The sequence below is a fragment of the Jidongwangia harbinensis genome (assembly GCF_020216025.1).
Classification (GTDB): domain Bacteria; phylum Actinomycetota; class Actinomycetes; order Mycobacteriales; family Micromonosporaceae; genus Actinoplanes; species Actinoplanes harbinensis.
The window spans coordinates 439334-454774 of sequence record NZ_JAIWNC010000002.1; the positions used below are offsets into that span (position 1 = coordinate 439334).

Here is a 15441-nt window from a genome sequence, read left to right on the forward strand (position 1 = left end):
TCGCAGATGCCTACGTGGGGATGACGCGGTCCGCGGCGATCGACGGCACGCTGAAGAGCATGAGCCACAGCAGCCTCGCGCCCACCGGGATCCGGCCATGACCAGCGCCCTCGGAATCGCGGTCGCGCTCTCCGTGCTGTCCGCGGTCAGTTACGCGGCGGCGGCCGTGGTGCAGGAACGACTCGCCGCCGCCGGTCACCGCAGCGTGCCGCGCTGGCTGACCGCGCTGACCCTCACCGGCGCCGGCGCGGGCCTGCACGTGATCGCGCTCGGGTACGGCACGGTCGGCGTGGTGCAGGCGCTCGGTGCGCTCACCCTGCTGTTCGCGCTGCCCATCGCGGCCGTCCGCACCCGGGTCCGGGTCACCGCCGGGGCCTGGCGGGACGCCGGGCTCACCGTGGCCGGGCTGGCCGGGATCCTGGCCCTGACCGCCGCACCGGACGGCCCCGCGGTCCTCACCGGCGGCGCCGGCTGGTGGCTGGTCACCGTCACGGTCGGCGGGGTGGCGCTGCTCGCCTGGACCGCGCGGGTCACCTCGTCCCCGCTGGCCCGCAGCCTGCTGCTGGCGGGCGCCTCGGGCGCGGCGTTCGGGGTGGCGTCGGTACTGATCAAGACGCAGACGGTGGGCATCGCGGCCGGCGGGATCGGTGCCGCCTCGGTGCCGGCCCTGACCGCGATCACCGTCCTCGCGGTCGGCGGCCTGCTGCTGGGCCAGCTCTCCTACCGTGGCGGCGGTCTGGCGGCGCCGCTGGCGATGGTCAGCGTGGCCAACCCGGTGGTCGCCACGGCGGTCGGCATCCTGCTGCTCGGCGAGGGCTTCCGGTTCGGGCTCGCCGGTGCGCTGCTGGCCCTGGTGGCCGCGGCGTTCGCCACCCGTGGCGTGATCGGGCTGGCGGTTCGTACCTCGGCTCCGGCCGGTCCGCCCCGAACGGGTGATGTCCGGCCGGCGCCCCGGCCCCGTCCGGCGGCGGCACGACCTGCCCCGTCGGCCCCCCGGACGCCGGAACCGGCGCGGTCGGATCAGCACCCGGAGCAATCCCCGGAGGACCAGACCGTGATCTTGTGCCATCATCAGCGGGTGTCGTCGTTGATACACGCCGAGTTGCTGGCCGATCACACCGTGGTTCTCACCGTGGCCGGCACGGTGGCCTACCAGAGCCCGGACCAGATATCCGGGGCCGTGCGGGCCGCGATCGTGCGGTGGGCCCCCGAGGCCATCCTGATCGACCTCGCGGACGTCAGCGTCCTCGACGCCGCCGGGGTGACGGCGCTCCTGGAAAGCCACCGCACGGGTGCCTGGGCGGGTGTCTCGGTCGTCGTGATCAACGTCGGGGCGTTCCTGATGGGCCAGCTCCGGGAGACCGGGCTCACCACCCTGGTCCGGGCGCAGCCCCCGGTCGAGGCGGAGGAAGTGGACGCCGACGACCGCCTGGAGACCCCGGCCACCTTCTGATCCACCGCCGCGTTCCGCGCTCGAGTGAGGCTCGATCGGCGCCTGCCATGCTGGCCGCCGAACCCCAGCCGTCACAACGAGGGATGGTGCCGTGGCACGTCGACTGTTCACCTCCGAGTCGGTCACCGAGGGCCACCCGGACAAGATCGCCGATCAGATCAGTGACGGCGTGCTGGATGCGTTGCTCGCCCAGGACCCGGCCAGCCGGGTCGCGGTGGAAACGCTGATCACCACCGGTCAGGTGCACGTGGCCGGCGAGGTCACCACGAGGGCCTGGGCGGATCTCCCGGCGATCGTGCGGGAGACGATCCTGACCATCGGGTACGACTCGTCGGGCAAGGGCTTCGACGGTGCGTCGTGCGGCGTCACCGTGTCGATCGGGGCCCAGTCGCCGGACATCGCGCAGGGTGTGGACCAGTCGCTCGAACTGCGGACCGGTGCGGTCGACTCGGCGCTGGACGCGCAGGGCGCCGGCGACCAGGGCATGATGTTCGGTTTCGCGTGCGCCGAGACGCCGGAGCTGATGCCGTTGCCGATCGCGCTCGCACACCGGCTGGCCCGCCGGCTGTCCGCGGCCCGCAAGGACGGCACGATCCCGTACCTGCGTCCGGACGGCAAGACGCAGGTGACCATCGAGTACGACGGCGCCCGGCCGGTCCGCCTCGACACGGTGGTCGTCTCCGCGCAGCACGCCCCGAACATCTCGCTCACGTCGCTGCTCACTCCGGACGTCCGCGACCACGTGATCCGGCCCGAGCTGGACGGCCTCGACCTGGAGACCGAGGGTTACCGGCTGCTGGTCAACCCGACCGGCCGGTTCGAGATCGGCGGCCCGATGGGCGACGCGGGCCTCACCGGCCGGAAGATCATCGTGGACACGTACGGCGGCTACGCCCGCCACGGCGGCGGCGCGTTCTCCGGCAAGGATCCGTCCAAGGTGGACCGGTGTGCCGCGTACGCGATGCGCTGGGTGGCCAAGAACGTGGTCGCGGCCGGGCTCGCCGAGCGGGTGGAGGTCCAGGTGGCGTACGCGATCGGCAAGGCGCAGCCGGTGAGCCTGTTCGTGGAGACCTTCGGCACCGAGAACGTGCCGGTGCAGCGGATCGAGAAGGCGATCGCCGAGGTGTTCGATCTGCGCCCGGCGGCGATCATCAGGGATCTGGACCTGCTGCGGCCGATCTACCGGCAGACCGCGGCGTACGGGCACTTCGGCCGCGAGCTGCCGGACCTGACCTGGGAGCGGACCGACCGCGCCGACGACCTCAAGGCCGCGGTGACCGAGTAGCACCCGGCCGGACGGCGCGGCCCGTTCAGCGGAAGTTGAACTCCTCGTAGTGGAGGGACCCGGACGGCACCCCCATCCGGCGGAAGTCGTGCGCCAGCGTTCCGGTCATCCGTGACGGCCCGCACAGGTAGACGTCCGCGCCGGTCACCCCGCCGCTCGCCGCCGCGATGCGGGCGGCCGTCAGCGATCCGTGCCGGGCCGAGAACACCACGTGGGCGTGCAGGTTCGGATGCCGGCGCGCCGCGTGTTCGATCTCGTCGAGAAACAGCGCGTCGGCCGGTGTGCGTACCGTGTAGAAGAAGTCGACCCGGTGCGCCGGCGGGTCCCCGTGGTCCAGGTCCCGGATCCAGCTGAGGAACGGCGTGACGCCGATGCCGCCGGCCACCCAGATCTGTCGCGGGCCGCCGCGCCGGTGGTCGAACATCCCGTAGCAGCCGACCAGTGTCGCCCGCGTCCCCTCGGCGAGGTCGCCGTGCACCCGGCGGGTGAAGTCGCCGCCGGCCTTGATGGTCAGGCGGAGCAGGTCCTCGCGGGGCGAGCTGCTGATCGTGAAGGGGTGCGAGCGGCGGAGCGGGCCGGGCGCCCGGAACCGTACGAACAGGAACTGCCCGGCCGTGAACTCCATCCGTTTCGCCGACCGTGGCCGCAGCGACACCTCCACGGTGGTGTCGCTGAGCCGGCGGACCGTCTGCACCACGTAGCGCCGGGTGCGCCGGAAGAACCGGGCCAGCAGGAGCGTGTACAGGTACGACCCGATGCCGGTGAGGTAGCCCGCCAGGACCACGGCCAGCGGCAGCACCGTGGTGGTGACCAGCGCGTCGACCAGCAGGGTGTGGGCCAGCGCCACGATCAGGAAGATCCCGATGAACCGGTGCGAGCTGCGCCACCGGTCGTAGGTGAGGCTGGCGAGGCGGCGCAGCACCGGCACCCGGGGCGCCACGGTGAGCAGCACCAGGATCGTGATGCCCGCCGCGGCGATCACGCCGGCCGGCGAGCCCGGCTTGACGTCGGCGGTGTCCAGCGGCACCAGCGCGACGTGTACCGGGATCAGCAGGAACCCGGACAGCCCGGCCCGCCGGTGCGCCCGGTACATCTTGTCCAGCCCGCCGAAGTGCGGCTCCAGCCACCGGGCGCGGGTGGCCAGCAGCAGGGCGACGGCGAACAGCAGCACCATCGTGGAGCCGATGAACTCGCCGGTGACCTGCCGGACGAAGCCGGGCCGTCCGTCGTCCCGGGGGAGGAAGGCCAGCCAGACCACGAGGTTGACGGCCGGAATCGCGGCGATCACCCGGTTACCCACAGTCGGCCAATTGCCTTCCGTCCGTTCAAGGGTGGCGGCGGGATGGTGGAAGGGCGTACCCGGGTGGCGTCGGTTCAGCGGTCTCGATCGCAGAGCGTGCAACGGGTGGCGTGGGGCGCGTTCCGCAGCCGGCCCAGCGGGATCGGCCGGTGGCACGCCTCGCACCGGCCGTAGGTGCCCTCGGACATGCGCCGGAGGGCCCGGGCGGTGTCGGCGATCCGCTGACGGGCGTCGGCGGCCTGGCCGTTCAGGGTGTGCACGTCGTAGCCGGCGCGCCGGGGCAGCCGGGCGTACACGGTGAGCTGGGTCAGCCGGGCGGTCTGCGCGGCGAAGTCGTCCTCGAGCATGGTGCGGAGCAGTTCCAGGGGCTCCGCGGGCAGCGGGGCCGTGGCGTGCAACGCAGGGGTCATGATGCCTCCAATGAGGTGGGCGACCGGTCAGACGATGGCGGGGTGGCGCCGGAGGGACATCGCGGCCAGTCCGGCGCCGTTCAGGGCGGCCGTGCGTGGGGTGGTGGCGCGGTGGACGCGCATGCCCAGCGCGCCGGCGACGGCGGCGCCCAGCCCGGGATGCAGGGCGCCGTCGCCCACCAGCAGTAGCCCTCGCGCCGTGGCGGCGCGCAGGCGCGGGGCGTCCAGGGTGGCGCGCAGGTCGTCCACGTGGCGGACGACGTTGTCGCTGATCAGGTCGACGGTGGCGCCGAGGGTGAGGTCCCCGGTGCCGATCTCGGTGCGGCGGGCGGCGAGCACCCGGCCGTGGTCGAGCAGGGCGACCTCGGTCAGTTCCGCACCGACGTCGGCGATCAGCAGCAGGCCGGCGGTCGCGCCGGAGCCGATGGCGGCGGCCCGGACGGAGTCGATGAACAGCACCCGGGAGGGCCGGAACACCAGCTCGAGCACGCGCCGGGTGGCGTCCTGTTCGGACCGCGAGGCGAGGACCGGCCGGCAGGCCACGACCACTCCGCCGGGCGGCACCGGCTCCGGGTAGCGGCCCAGCAGCCCGGACAGCAGCGCGGCGCAGCCGGCGACATCGGTGACCCGCCCCCGGCGCACCGGCGCGCCGGCCGCCGGGTACACGTCACCGGCGGACCCGCTGACCGTGCCGCGCTCTGCCGCCCACACGCCGGTGGTGCAGCTGCCCAGGTCCACGGCCAGTGCGGTGGGCGCGGCCCGCCGGTCCCCGGCGTGCTGATGCGGTGCTGCGGGCACGGTCACCCCGACCCCTTCCTGGCGTGGCACGGAACGAATGCGCCGGCCGAGGAGTCCATCGTCGCGGGCCGGGGGCCGCCCGGCAGGGTCGGTGACCGGAGCAGAACTCCGCGTGTTGGCTGCCGACGACCGGCAAGGTGCCGGGGTCCGCGGCCGGCCGGGTCAGCAGCCGACGAAGTGCTTGTCCGCGGACCAGCCGGTGTTCGCCCACTCCGTCGGCTCCGCGGGGGTGAAGCCGGGATACCGGCCGGCCAGCTCGCCGAGCAGCCAGTTCGCGAAGCGGGCGGCACCCTGCGGGCAGGTGTGGATGCCGTCGGTGCTGCGGTCCGGCTTGCCGTCCCGGGTCCGCTGGTACTTGTCGCCCCACACCGCGCCGGCGTCGAGCACGACCGCCCGCCCGCCGGAGGACTCGGCGACCGCGCGGGCACTGGCCGGGGCCCGGCCCATCTCGGCCAGGTGCGGCCGGTAGAAGTCGTCCGGCCGGATCGGCGGCGCGGTGACGAAGACCAGCTTCGCGCCCGCGTCGGTGACCGTGCCGAGCAGCCTGCGGTACGCCGCCTGCTGCTCCTGCGCACTGCCCCAGTCGTAGGTGGTGATCTGGTACACCACCACCGAGGGCCGGGCGGCGGTGATCTGTCCGGGCAGCTTCGCCCAGTTCTTGTCCGCGAAGGGGCCGACCACGTTCCCGCCGCCCTCGGAGGCGACGGACTGGAACCGCACGTCGCTGGCGGCGAACGCCTCGGTCAGGGCCACCGCCTGGCCGGCGGCGACCGAGTCGCCCAGCAGCAGCACGGTGGACAGCCCGCCCTTCCCCGGCGTGGCGGCCGGCCGCTCGGTCGCGGCGGTGGTGTCGGAGCAGGCGCCGGTGAGGCCGGCGAGCAGGAGCAGGCCGGTCAGGCCCACGGTGAATCTCGATGTCGTGGTCATGGCGTCCACCGTGCGGGTGCCGTGTCCCGGCGTCGCCACCGCTGTGTCGCAGGTGTGTCGCAGCGTCCGGCGCCGCCACCGCGGACTGGTCCGCGTTTCCCATACTGGCCGGGTGGCGACCATCCTGCTGATCGAAGACGACGCGCTGGTCCGGCGCGGGCTGCAACTCGCCCTGCGCCGGCACGGTCACGCGGTGCGGACGGCGGACACCGGCGAGGACGGCCTCCGGGAACTCCGGGCGGCCGAGCCGGACCTCGTGGTGCTGGACGTGATGCTGCCCGGAATCGACGGATTCGAGGTGTGCCGCCGGGTGCGGTCGGTGACCCAGGTACCGGTGATCATGCTGACCGCGCGGGGCGACGACTTCGACGTGGTGGAGGGGCTGGAGGCGGGCGCCGACGACTACGTCGTCAAGCCGGCCCGGCCCACCGTGCTCGACGCGCGGATCCGCGCGGTGCTGCGCCGCAGCACGGACCCCACCGAGGGGGTACGGGTGCACCGCGACCTGCGCATCGACACCGCCGCGCTGACCGTGTCGCGGCGGGGCGAACCGGTGCCGCTGACCCCGACCGAACTGCGGCTGCTGCTGACCCTGTCCCGCACGCCCGGGCGGGTGTTCAGCCGGCAGCAACTGCTGGAGGAGGTGTGGGAGCACCGCTATCTCGGCGACTCCCGGCTGGTCGACAACTGCGTGCAACGGTTGCGGGTGAAGGTGGAGGCCGACCCGGCCGCGCCGGAGTACGTCCAGACCGTGCGGGGCTTCGGCTACCGGTTCGGGCCGGTATGACGCGCCGGTGGTGGCCGCGTGGCCTGCGTATCCGTCTGCTGGTCGCGTTCGTCCTGGTGGCCGTGACCGGCGCCGGCGCCGCGGCCTGGTCCGGCGCCCGCTCGGCCAGTGCCGCGCTGGTCACCGTGACCGAGCGGCGGCTCACCGAGGCCGTCGCCGGTCAGCTGAACGCCCTCACGCCGCAGCTGACCTACCCGCCGAACCAGGCGGCCCTCGACCGGCTGCGCGCCGCCGTCGGCACGGACACCCTGGTCACGTACCGTGCGCTGCGATCCGCGGCGGGTGACCACACGGCCCTGGTCAGCGACGCGCTGCGCGACGCGGTGCGGTCCCGGGACCGGCTGTCCACCCAGCGGATCAGCGCGGGCGGCGTGCCGTGGCTGCTGATCGGCACCCCGGTCATGGTCACCGCCCCGGACGGCCGGCAGACCCGCTCCGGCATCGAGGTGTACGCCGTGCGCGACCTCGCCGCCGTCGAGCAGCAGGTCGACGGCATGACCCGGTCCGCGGCGCGCACCGCCGCGCTGGCGTTGCCCCTGGCGGTGCTGCTGGCCCTGTCCGCCGCCGGCAGCGTGCTGCGCCCGGTGCGCAAACTCCGCGACACCGCGCGCCGGCTGGCCGCCGGTGACCTGGACGCCCGGTCACCGCCCCGGGGTGCCGACGAACTCGCCGACCTGACCGTGACGATCAACCAGATGGCCGGATCGCTGCAGGAGTCGATGGCCGGGATGCGGCGCATGCAGGCCGACGCCAGACGGTTCGCCGCCGACGCCTCGCATGAACTGCGCACCCCGCTGAGCACGCTGACCGCGGTGGTGGAGGTGCTGGCGTCCGCCACCGACGGGATGGCGGACGACGCCCGCGAGTCCGCCGAACTGGCGATCACCGAGACCCACCGGCTGGTCCGGCTGGTCGACGACCTGATGGAGGTGTCCCGCTTCGACGGCGGCACGGCCCAGCTCCTGATGGAGGAGATCGACCTGGCCGACGCGGTGCGCGACTCCCTGCGGGCCCGGGGCTGGGCCGGCCGGGTGGACCTGGTCGCGCCGCCCGGCACCCGGCTGCGGGTGGACCGGCGCCGGCTGGACGTCATCGTGGCCAACCTGGTCGGCAACGCGCTGCGGCACGGCCACCCGCCGGTCCGGGTCCGGATCACCGACCGGCCGGCCCTGGTGTCGATCGAGGTCACCGACCGCGGGCCCGGGTTGCCCGGGCACGTGCTGCCCCAGGTGTTCGAACGCTTCTACAAGCACGACGCGGCCCGGTCCCGGACCCCCGGCAGCGGGCTGGGCCTGGCCATCGCCCGGGAGAACGCCCGCCTGCACGGCGGCGACCTCACCGCGGGCAACGCCGACGGCGGGGGAGCGCGGTTCGTGCTGCACCTGCCGAGGGAGGACACGTGAGGCGGAGCTGGCCGGCGGCGCTGGCGCTGCTGCTCGCGGGCTGCGGCATCCAGCCCTCCGGGGTGGACGACGCCGGCCGGGCCGCGACCGGGGTGGCGCCCGGCGTGACGCTGTACTTCGTGGACGACGACGGCCGGCTGCAGCCGCAGCTGCGGCGGATCAACCGCCTGGGCACGATCTCCGAGGCGCTGGCCCTGCTGCTCACCGGCCCGGGCAGCTCGGGCCTGCGTACCGAGATCACGCCGAGCGGGCCCGCCCCGATCGTGGTGGACCCCCGCCCCGGCCTGATCCGCCTGATGACGCCGCTGGCCGAGTACGAGGTCACCCCGCTGGGCATCGACCAGATCGTCTGCACGGCGCTGGGCGTCTGGGTGCAGAGCGGTGGTGCGGCGGACACCCGGGTGCAGGTGACGTTCACGCTGGCCAGCCCGGAGTCGGAGCGGCACCGGACCTGCCCGCGGACCGGCTGACCGGCGACCGGCCGGTCACAGGTCACCGAGGTCGATCTCCACCGGGGCCGGTTCCGGCATCGCCCACCACAGCACCGCCAACCCGGCCATCAGCAGGACGAACGCCAGCAGCCCGGTCCGGCCGTGCGCCCAGCGGGCCCGGAACCGGATCGGGTCCTCGACCAGGTACTTCGACGCCGCCGCCAGGCCGATCGCCCCGGCGCACACGGCCGCGGTGCGGACCCATCCGTCGAGACCGGCCGCGGACGCGGGAAGCAGCACCACGATCGGCCAGTGCCACAGATAGACCCCGTAGGAGATCAGCCCCAACCACCGCAGCGGCTGCCAGGCCAGGGCCCGGGCGACCACGGTACCCGGCGCCGACACGCACAGCCCGATCAGCAGGGCACCGGCCAGCGAGTGCAGGAACAGGCCGCCGGTGAACAACCACATCGAGCCGGTCCCGTCGGTGCGGCACCAGGCCGTACCGATCCCGGCCAGCAGCACCGCCGGGACGGCACCCGCCCGGGGACCGGCCGCCACCCGGGCCAGCGCCGTCCGCACCGGCCCGGTGGCCACCAGCGCGCCGAGCAGCAGGGAGAACGCCCGGGTGTCGGTACCGGTGTAGACCCGGCTCGGGTCCGCCGGGTCGACGAGCGCGATCATCGCGGCCAGCGAGGCGCCGGACACCAGGACCGCGACCGCCGCGACCGGGCCGTCCGCCCGCCGCCCGGACCGGGCGAGCAGCAGCACCAGCACCGGCCACACCAGATAGAACTGCTCCTCCACGGCGATGCTCCACAGGTGCCCGAACACCCGGGCCGCGCCGAACCGGTCCCAGTAGCCGGCCGACTCCGCGAGCAGGTGCCAGTTGACCAGGTTCAGCTGTACCCACGGGCCGTCCGACCGGGTGGTGCGTACCAGATCCGGCGGCCCGGCCGCCCAGACCACCAGGGAGACGCCGGCCAGCAGGACCGCCAGCGCCGGGACCAGCCGGCGGACCCGCCGGCCCCAGAACGCGACCAGCGACACCGTGCCGGTGGCGGCGACCTCCCGCAGCAGCAGGTCGGTGATCAGGTAGCCGGACAGGGCGAAGAACAGGTCCACCCCGAGGAAGCCGCCCGGCAGGTGCCCGGTGTGGAACAGCAGGACCCCGAGGATGGCCACCCCGCGGAGCCCGTCCAGTGCCGCCACCTGGTGCCCCGCCCGGGAGCGCTGTGCGAGAACCGTCATGCCCGACACGCTCGCCGACCGGTGTCCGAGCCGTGTCCGGACAATGTCGCAGCTTCGTCGCCATCGGTGTGGGAAACGTCATGCCCGGCGCGCTGAACGGGCGGCGGCGCGTCCGCGTCCAGGAGACGTGCGCAGACGATTCGCGATGACGGCGGCGATGCTGACCGCAACCGTACTGGCCACCGGTGCGGTCACGCCGGTGGCCTCGGCCGGCCAGAACGCCCGGGCGGAACGGGCGCCGGAGACTCCCGACCCCGGGCGGCCCGGCCCGTACCGGACCACGACCGGCGGGTACGACCTGTCCCCGGTGACGCTGCCCGACCTGGACGCCCCGGTCGCGTTCGGCGCCGTGGTGGTGGCGCCGTCGGACGCACCCGGCCCGCTGCCGGTGGTGGTGTTCCTGCACGGGCAGTACCCGACGTGTTTCGACGGGCCGGAGCGCGCCGACGCGATCTTCGCGGATCCGTGCCCCGACGGCTACCAGCCGATCCGCAGCGACCGCGGCTTCCTGCCGATCCAGGAACTGCTCGCCTCGCACGGCTTCCTCACCGTCTCGGTCGACGCGAACGGCGTGAACGCCCAGGACGCGCATCCGGCCGACGGCGGCGCCCGGGCCCGCTCGTCGCTGGTCCGCCGGCACCTGGACCGGCTGGCCGGCTGGGCGGCCGGTGGCGACGGCGCACCCGAGGTCCTCCGGAACGCGGCCCGGGCCGACCTGTCCCGGGTGGTGCTGGTGGGCCACTCCCGCGGCGGCGACGGGGTCAGCCGGGCCGCGATGGACAGCCGGTACCCGGCACCGCCCGGCCCGGACCCGGAACCCGACCCGGACCGCTGGCGGATCCGCGGGCTGGCCCTGCTCGCGCCGACGTCCTTCGGGCACAACCCGGTGCCGGACGTACCGTCGATGGTGGTGCTGCCCAACTGCGACGGCGACGTCGCCCGGCTCGACGGACAGGCCTACGTGGACGCCACCCGCGGGGTGGGCCGGGGCACCGCCCTGCACAGCGCCGTCTACCTGGCCGGCGCCAACCACAACTGGTTCAACTCCGAATGGACGCCGGGGCAGGCGCACGGGCCCGCGTGGGACGACTTCACCAGCGCGGAACCCGACGCCCGGTGTACACCCGGCACCGCGCCGGGCCGGCTGACCGCGGCCGAACAGCAGGCCACCGGTGCCGCCTACGTGGCGGCCGCCGCCCGGCTGTTCGGCCTGGGCGAGGACGCGGTGCGGCCGCTGCTGGACGGTTCCGGGTCGCGGGCGGCCAGCGCCGGCCGGGCCGACGTGCGGACCCACGCGCTGGGCGGCCGGCGGTCGCCGCTGGTCGTACCGGACCCGTCGGTGACCGCCACCGGCGCGCGGGTCTGCCGGCTCGCGGACGCCGACCCGGCCACCTCCTGCGGACTGCCGGCCGGCTCGCCGCACGGCGTCACGGTGGTCCGGGCCCAGACCGATCCGAGCCGGTACGGCGCCGCGCTGAGCTGGACGGACCCCGGCGCACCGGCCACCCTCCGCCCGGACCGGCCGGTCTCGCTGGCCGGCGCGCAGGCGGTGGCGTTGCGGGTGGTCGTGCCGCCGAACAGCACCGGCACCCGGCTCGAGGTCGCGGTCGCCGACCAGGCCGGCCGGCGCGCCGTGCTCGGCGAGGTCCGGCTGGACGGCATCCCCGGCACGACGAACACGTTCGCCGCCTGGGCACAGGAGGTACGGGTGCCGCTGGACGCCGCCGCCGCGGTCGACCTGGCGCACGTGGCCGAGCTGGTCGTCGTTCCGCGGAGCGCGTCCGGCCGGGCGTGGCTGCTGGACGCCTGGGGCTGGCAGCCCGGTACCGCCGAGACGGAACCGGCGGAGGCGGCCCGGGTCGACCTCGGATCGGCCACGGTCGCGGAGGGCGCCGACGGTGCTCCGGCGCTGCACGTGCCGGCCACCGTCACCGGAACCGTCACCGGTCAGGTGTGGCTGGCGGTCGTCGACGGCGCGGGCCACCAGGAGTCCCGGCTGGTCGACGTCCGGCCGGGCACCGAGTCGCTGGAACTGCCGCTGACCGTGCCGGGTGACCGCGAGTACGGCCCGAACCGGGAGTTCCAGGTCCGGGCGTGGGCGGCCCGCGACGCCGTGATCGGCGCGAACCAGGCCGAGATCATCGTCCGCAACGACGACCCGCTACCGCCGATCGAGGTCGTCCCGGTCGCCGACCGGGTCACCGAGGGCGGACGCCTCGCCTGGCGGTTCACCCTCGCGAAGCCGCTCCAGGTCGACCTGGACCTGCACGTCGGGGCCGGTCCCCGCGGCGACGGCGCGGTGCTGTCCACGGTCGACGTCGACCCGGACTGGCTGGCCCGCGCCGGGCAGAGCCCGCAGCCGGAACGCCCGCTCGCCCGCGGGTTGTCGTACTCGCTGACCGTGCCGGCCGGCGCGGTGACCGCGGAGCTGGCCGTGCCGACGGTGGCCGACGACCTCGCCGAACCGGACGAACACCTGCGCCTGGGCATCGACGCGCTCACCCCGGACGACGGGCTCGATCCGTGGCGGGCCGAGCTGGTCGGCACGGTGCTCGACCGGTGACCGCGCGATAGCCTGGCCCGATGGCATGCCGGATAACGGAACTCGTGCTGGAGGCCCACGATCCCGAGCTGCTGGCCGGGTTCTGGTGCACGGTCCTGGGCTACGTCGAACTCGGCCGGGAGGGTGACGCGATCGAGATCGGGCCGCCGGGCACCGGCTTCGGCGGCCCGCAGCCGACCATCGTGATCGACCGGACGGACGAGCCGAAGAAGGGCAAGCTGCGGCTGCACCTCGACGTCAACGCCACCGACCGCGACCAGGCGGCGGAACTCGACCGGCTGCTCGCGGCCGGCGCCCGTCCCGCCGACGTCGGCCAGACCGGCGACGAGAGCTGGCACGTCCTGGCCGACCCGGAGGGCAACGAGTTCTGCCTGCTGCGGCGGCGGGTCCCGGCGGTGTAGGCGGCGGAGCCGGTCAGGCCCGGCCGGCCCCCGCGTCCGGGAGGATCCGGCGCATCGGCCGCGGCGGCACACCGCGGCGTTTCCACTCCCGGGGATAGCCGAGCGACACCTCCTCGAACCGGACGCCGTCGTAGTGCGTGGTCCGCGGAATGTGCAGGTGCCCGTAGACCGCCACCACCGCGCGGTACCGCACGTGCCAGTCCGCGGTCAGCTCGGTGCCGCACCACTGGGCGAACTCCGGATGCCACAGCACGTCGGTCGGCTCGCGGACCAGCGGCCAGTGGCTGACGAGCACGGTGGACAGCGCCGGATCGAGGGCGTCGAGCCGGCGCCGGGTCCGCGCCAGCCGGTCGGCACACCACGACTCCCGGTCCGGGAACGGGTCCGGGTGCAGCAGCATCTCGTCGGTGCAGACCACACCGGCCGCGTACGCCCGGCTCAGCGACTCCTCCTTGGTGGACGTGCCCGGCGCGCGGAACGAGTAGTCGTACAGCTGGAACAACGGCACCACCGCGACCGGGCCGCCGGGGCCCGGCCAGACCGCGAAGTCGTCCTCCGGGGTGAGCACGCCGAGGTCCCGGCAGACCTGCACCAATGCCTCGTAGCGGGCGACGCCGCGCAGCGTGACCGGGTCGCTCGGATGGGTCCATAGCTCGTGGTTGCCCGGTGCCCAGATCACTGCGGCGAAGCGGCCACGCAGCTCGGCGAGGGTCCGTTCGATGTCGGCGACCTTCTCGCCGACGTCGCCGGCCACGATGAGCCAGTCGTCCGGCGTCTCCGGCCGCAGGCCGTCGACCACGGTCCGGTTCTCCGCGTACGAGACGTGTAGGTCACTGACCGCGAACAGATTGCCCGTCATCACGCCGATCATGCCGAAGACGAACCGCCGCCCGCCATCCGGCCCACCACCCGCCGTACTAGGATGCCGCATGGCGACTCCCCGGGTACGTTACGGACGCTGGGCCCTCGCCCTCGCCGGCGTCGTACTCCTGAGTGGTCTGCTGTTGTGGGTCCTACCGGCCTGGCTGACCCGTCATCCTTCGGCCGGGATGAGTTCGGCCGACCGTCTGAAGGCCGCGAACGACACCCGGGTACCGCTCGTCGCGCTGCTGGCGGCGATGGGCACGGCCGGCACCGTGTACCTCGCGGCCCGGTCGTTCCGGCTCAACCGCGAAGGTCAGATAACCGAGCGCTACACCCGGGCGGTGGACCAGATCGGGAACGACAAGCTGGCGGTGCGGATCGGTGGGATCTACGCCCTGGAGCGGGTCGGCCGGGATTCCGGCGCCGATCGGCGGACGGTGGTGTTCGTTCTGGGGGCGTTCGTGCGGGTGCAGTCGAACGACGGCCGCGGCGCGCACGATCAGCCGTCCGAGGACGTGTACGCGGCGCTGTCCGTCATCAACCGCCTCGCGCCCGGGTCCGGCGTCGTCGTGGACCTGCGGGGCGCGGACCTCCGGAACGCACGGCTCCCCTTCATGCACGAGGTCGAGGTGCTGCTCGACCGGGCCGTGCTGGCCGGGGCCTACCTGCCTGCCACCTGGACTCCGCCGACCTGAGGACCCGCGCGGCTGTCCCGTGCCGACCGCCCCGGCCGGCAGGACCGGCCGGCAGGACCGCCCGGTCGTCCCGCTCGGTGTCCCGGGCGTGCCGCACCGGCCGGCACACCTCGCGCGGACCGGCCGCCGCCGGCCGCGCCGCGACCGCGTCGGGCCTCGCGGGCGTCCGGCGCCTGGTCATGCCAGCAACGCCGAGGTGAGGCGGCCGCGCAGCCAGCCGGTGGCGCGCGGCAGCGGCCAGCCCAGGTCGTCGGTCAGGGTGAAGTACGCGGCGTTGCTCAGGTGGAACCACAGCACGTCGGTGGCCTCGTCGACGCTCAGGCCGGCCCGCAGCGCGCCGAGTTCGTCCAGCCGGCCGGCGGTCCGGGCCAGGCCCCTGCGCAGCCCGGCGTGCGCCATGTCCATGCTCTCCCGGACCGCCGGTTCCCGCGGCGCGGCCGCGACGACCTGGCGCATCAGCGGGGACCAGGTCGCGAACGCGGACCCGGTGCCCTCGACCACGACCCGGATCACCTCGTGCGGATCGTGCAGGGCCGCCATTCCCGCGTCGAACTCGGCCTGCCGCTCGTCGGTCGTACCGTCCTCGATCAGCTTCCGCAGCAGGCCGCTCTTGCCGCCGCCGACCGCGTACACCGTCGCCGGAGCGACCCGCGCCGCGCGGGCGATGTCCTCGACGCGGGTGCCGAAGTAGCCGTGCCGCACGAACAGGTCGCGGGCGGCGGACAGGATGGCGGTCCGGGTGAACTCGGCGTACTCGGCCCGTCTGCCGCCGGGTGGGGGAGTCACGGGCACAGTCTAGATCGTCTAGGCGCCGCTCTTCTCATCAGAGCTTGCTCTGGCCAAAATGCTGTGCTCTGATTGCCGCTCTGACCC

Annotated in this window: 15 protein-coding genes; 8 read left to right on the plus strand and 7 right to left on the minus strand. The window is 74.5% G+C overall.

The window, feature by feature from the left end; all coding sequences use genetic code 11:
* Positions 1 to 97: 97 nt before the first annotated feature.
* Positions 98 to 1453, plus strand: coding sequence for a DMT family transporter (locus LDL48_RS04495; protein ID WP_225253694.1), 1356 nt, complete (start codon positions 98 to 100; stop codon positions 1451 to 1453).
* 91 nt (positions 1454 to 1544) lie between these two features.
* Positions 1545 to 2738, plus strand: a complete 1194-nt coding sequence (metK, locus tag LDL48_RS04500; protein ID WP_225253695.1) for a methionine adenosyltransferase — start codon at positions 1545 to 1547, stop codon at positions 2736 to 2738.
* A gap of 25 nt (positions 2739 to 2763) precedes the next feature.
* Here the strand turns inward: metK and LDL48_RS04505 are convergent, their stop codons facing one another.
* From LDL48_RS04505 to LDL48_RS04520, 4 genes are all read right to left on the minus strand, one after another.
* Positions 2764 to 4026: a ferredoxin reductase family protein gene (locus LDL48_RS04505; RefSeq protein WP_225253696.1), complete on the minus strand. Its 1263-nt coding sequence runs from the start codon at positions 4024 to 4026 to the stop codon at positions 2764 to 2766.
* An 86-nt stretch (positions 4027 to 4112) separates the two neighbouring features.
* Complete coding sequence (locus LDL48_RS04510; protein WP_225253697.1) at positions 4113 to 4448, minus strand: TraR/DksA family transcriptional regulator; 336 nt, start codon at positions 4446 to 4448, stop codon at positions 4113 to 4115.
* Between the two features lie 27 nt (positions 4449 to 4475).
* A complete protein-coding gene (locus LDL48_RS04515) occupies positions 4476 to 5252 on the minus strand; it encodes an acetate and sugar kinases/Hsc70/actin family protein (protein ID WP_225253698.1) in 777 nt (258 codons plus the stop codon).
* Positions 5253 to 5408: 156 nt separating this feature from the next.
* Positions 5409 to 6173 carry an SGNH/GDSL hydrolase family protein gene (locus tag LDL48_RS04520; RefSeq protein ID WP_225253699.1) on the minus strand — a complete coding sequence of 255 codons (765 nt, stop codon included), beginning with the start codon at positions 6171 to 6173 and terminating at the stop codon, positions 5409 to 5411.
* Between the two features lie 112 nt (positions 6174 to 6285).
* Here LDL48_RS04520 and LDL48_RS04525 point away from each other — a divergent pair, with 112 nt between their 5' ends.
* From LDL48_RS04525 to LDL48_RS04535, 3 genes are read left to right on the plus strand one after another with little or no spacing between them, the layout of a single operon-like run.
* The gene (locus LDL48_RS04525; protein ID WP_225253700.1) at positions 6286 to 6960 is read left to right on the plus strand and encodes a response regulator; all 675 of its coding nucleotides are present in this window, start codon (positions 6286 to 6288) and stop codon (positions 6958 to 6960) included.
* Positions 6957 to 8363 carry an ATP-binding protein gene (locus LDL48_RS04530; protein WP_225253701.1) on the plus strand — a complete coding sequence of 469 codons (1407 nt, stop codon included), beginning with the start codon at positions 6957 to 6959 and terminating at the stop codon, positions 8361 to 8363. The genes LDL48_RS04525 and LDL48_RS04530 overlap by 4 nt, the downstream gene beginning before the upstream one ends.
* A complete protein-coding gene (locus LDL48_RS04535) occupies positions 8360 to 8833 on the plus strand; it encodes a hypothetical protein (protein ID WP_225253702.1) in 474 nt (157 codons plus the stop codon). Before LDL48_RS04530 ends, LDL48_RS04535 begins: the two co-directional genes overlap by 4 nt.
* 15 nt (positions 8834 to 8848) lie before the next feature.
* Here the strand turns inward: LDL48_RS04535 and LDL48_RS04540 are convergent, their stop codons facing one another.
* Positions 8849 to 10045, minus strand: a complete 1197-nt coding sequence (locus tag LDL48_RS04540) for an acyltransferase family protein (RefSeq protein ID WP_225253703.1) — start codon at positions 10043 to 10045, stop codon at positions 8849 to 8851.
* 127 nt (positions 10046 to 10172) lie between these two features.
* Here LDL48_RS04540 and LDL48_RS04545 point away from each other — a divergent pair, with 127 nt between their 5' ends.
* Positions 10173 to 12608, plus strand: coding sequence for an alpha/beta hydrolase (locus tag LDL48_RS04545; RefSeq protein ID WP_225253704.1), 2436 nt, complete (start codon positions 10173 to 10175; stop codon positions 12606 to 12608).
* A gap of 20 nt (positions 12609 to 12628) precedes the next feature.
* Entirely contained in the window at positions 12629 to 13009 is a 381-nt protein-coding gene (locus tag LDL48_RS04550) for a VOC family protein (RefSeq protein WP_225253705.1), read from the plus strand.
* 13 nt (positions 13010 to 13022) lie between these two features.
* Here the strand turns inward: LDL48_RS04550 and LDL48_RS04555 are convergent, their stop codons facing one another.
* A complete protein-coding gene (locus LDL48_RS04555; RefSeq protein WP_225253706.1) occupies positions 13023 to 13868 on the minus strand; it encodes a metallophosphoesterase family protein in 846 nt (281 codons plus the stop codon).
* 70 nt (positions 13869 to 13938) lie between these two features.
* On the opposite strand from LDL48_RS04555, the gene LDL48_RS04560 reads away from it, so the two are divergent.
* Entirely contained in the window at positions 13939 to 14568 is a 630-nt protein-coding gene (locus LDL48_RS04560) for a hypothetical protein (protein ID WP_225253707.1), read from the plus strand.
* A gap of 177 nt (positions 14569 to 14745) precedes the next feature.
* On the opposite strand, the gene LDL48_RS04565 is transcribed toward LDL48_RS04560, so the two are convergent.
* Positions 14746 to 15354, minus strand: coding sequence for a TetR/AcrR family transcriptional regulator (locus LDL48_RS04565; RefSeq protein ID WP_225253708.1), 609 nt, complete (start codon positions 15352 to 15354; stop codon positions 14746 to 14748).
* Positions 15355 to 15441: the final 87 nt, after the last annotated feature.

Excerpts from the sequence above, each read along its gene's own strand:
- LDL48_RS04495 (WP_225253694.1), top strand. The coding sequence starts at position 98 with ATGACCAGCGCCCTCGGAATCGCGGTCGCGCTCTCCGTGCTGTCCGCG.
- LDL48_RS04510 (WP_225253697.1), bottom strand. The coding sequence starts at position 4,448 with ATGACCCCTGCGTTGCACGCCACGGCCCCGCTGCCCGCGGAGCCCCTG.
- LDL48_RS04520 (WP_225253699.1), bottom strand. The coding sequence starts at position 6,173 with ATGACCACGACATCGAGATTCACCGTGGGCCTGACCGGCCTGCTCCTG.
- LDL48_RS04530 (WP_225253701.1), top strand. The coding sequence starts at position 6,957 with ATGACGCGCCGGTGGTGGCCGCGTGGCCTGCGTATCCGTCTGCTGGTC.
- LDL48_RS04540 (WP_225253703.1), bottom strand. The coding sequence starts at position 10,045 with ATGACGGTTCTCGCACAGCGCTCCCGGGCGGGGCACCAGGTGGCGGCA.
- LDL48_RS04550 (WP_225253705.1), top strand. The coding sequence starts at position 12,629 with ATGGCATGCCGGATAACGGAACTCGTGCTGGAGGCCCACGATCCCGAG.
- LDL48_RS04555 (WP_225253706.1), bottom strand. The coding sequence starts at position 13,868 with ATGACGGGCAATCTGTTCGCGGTCAGTGACCTACACGTCTCGTACGCG.
- LDL48_RS04560 (WP_225253707.1), top strand. The coding sequence starts at position 13,939 with ATGGCGACTCCCCGGGTACGTTACGGACGCTGGGCCCTCGCCCTCGCC.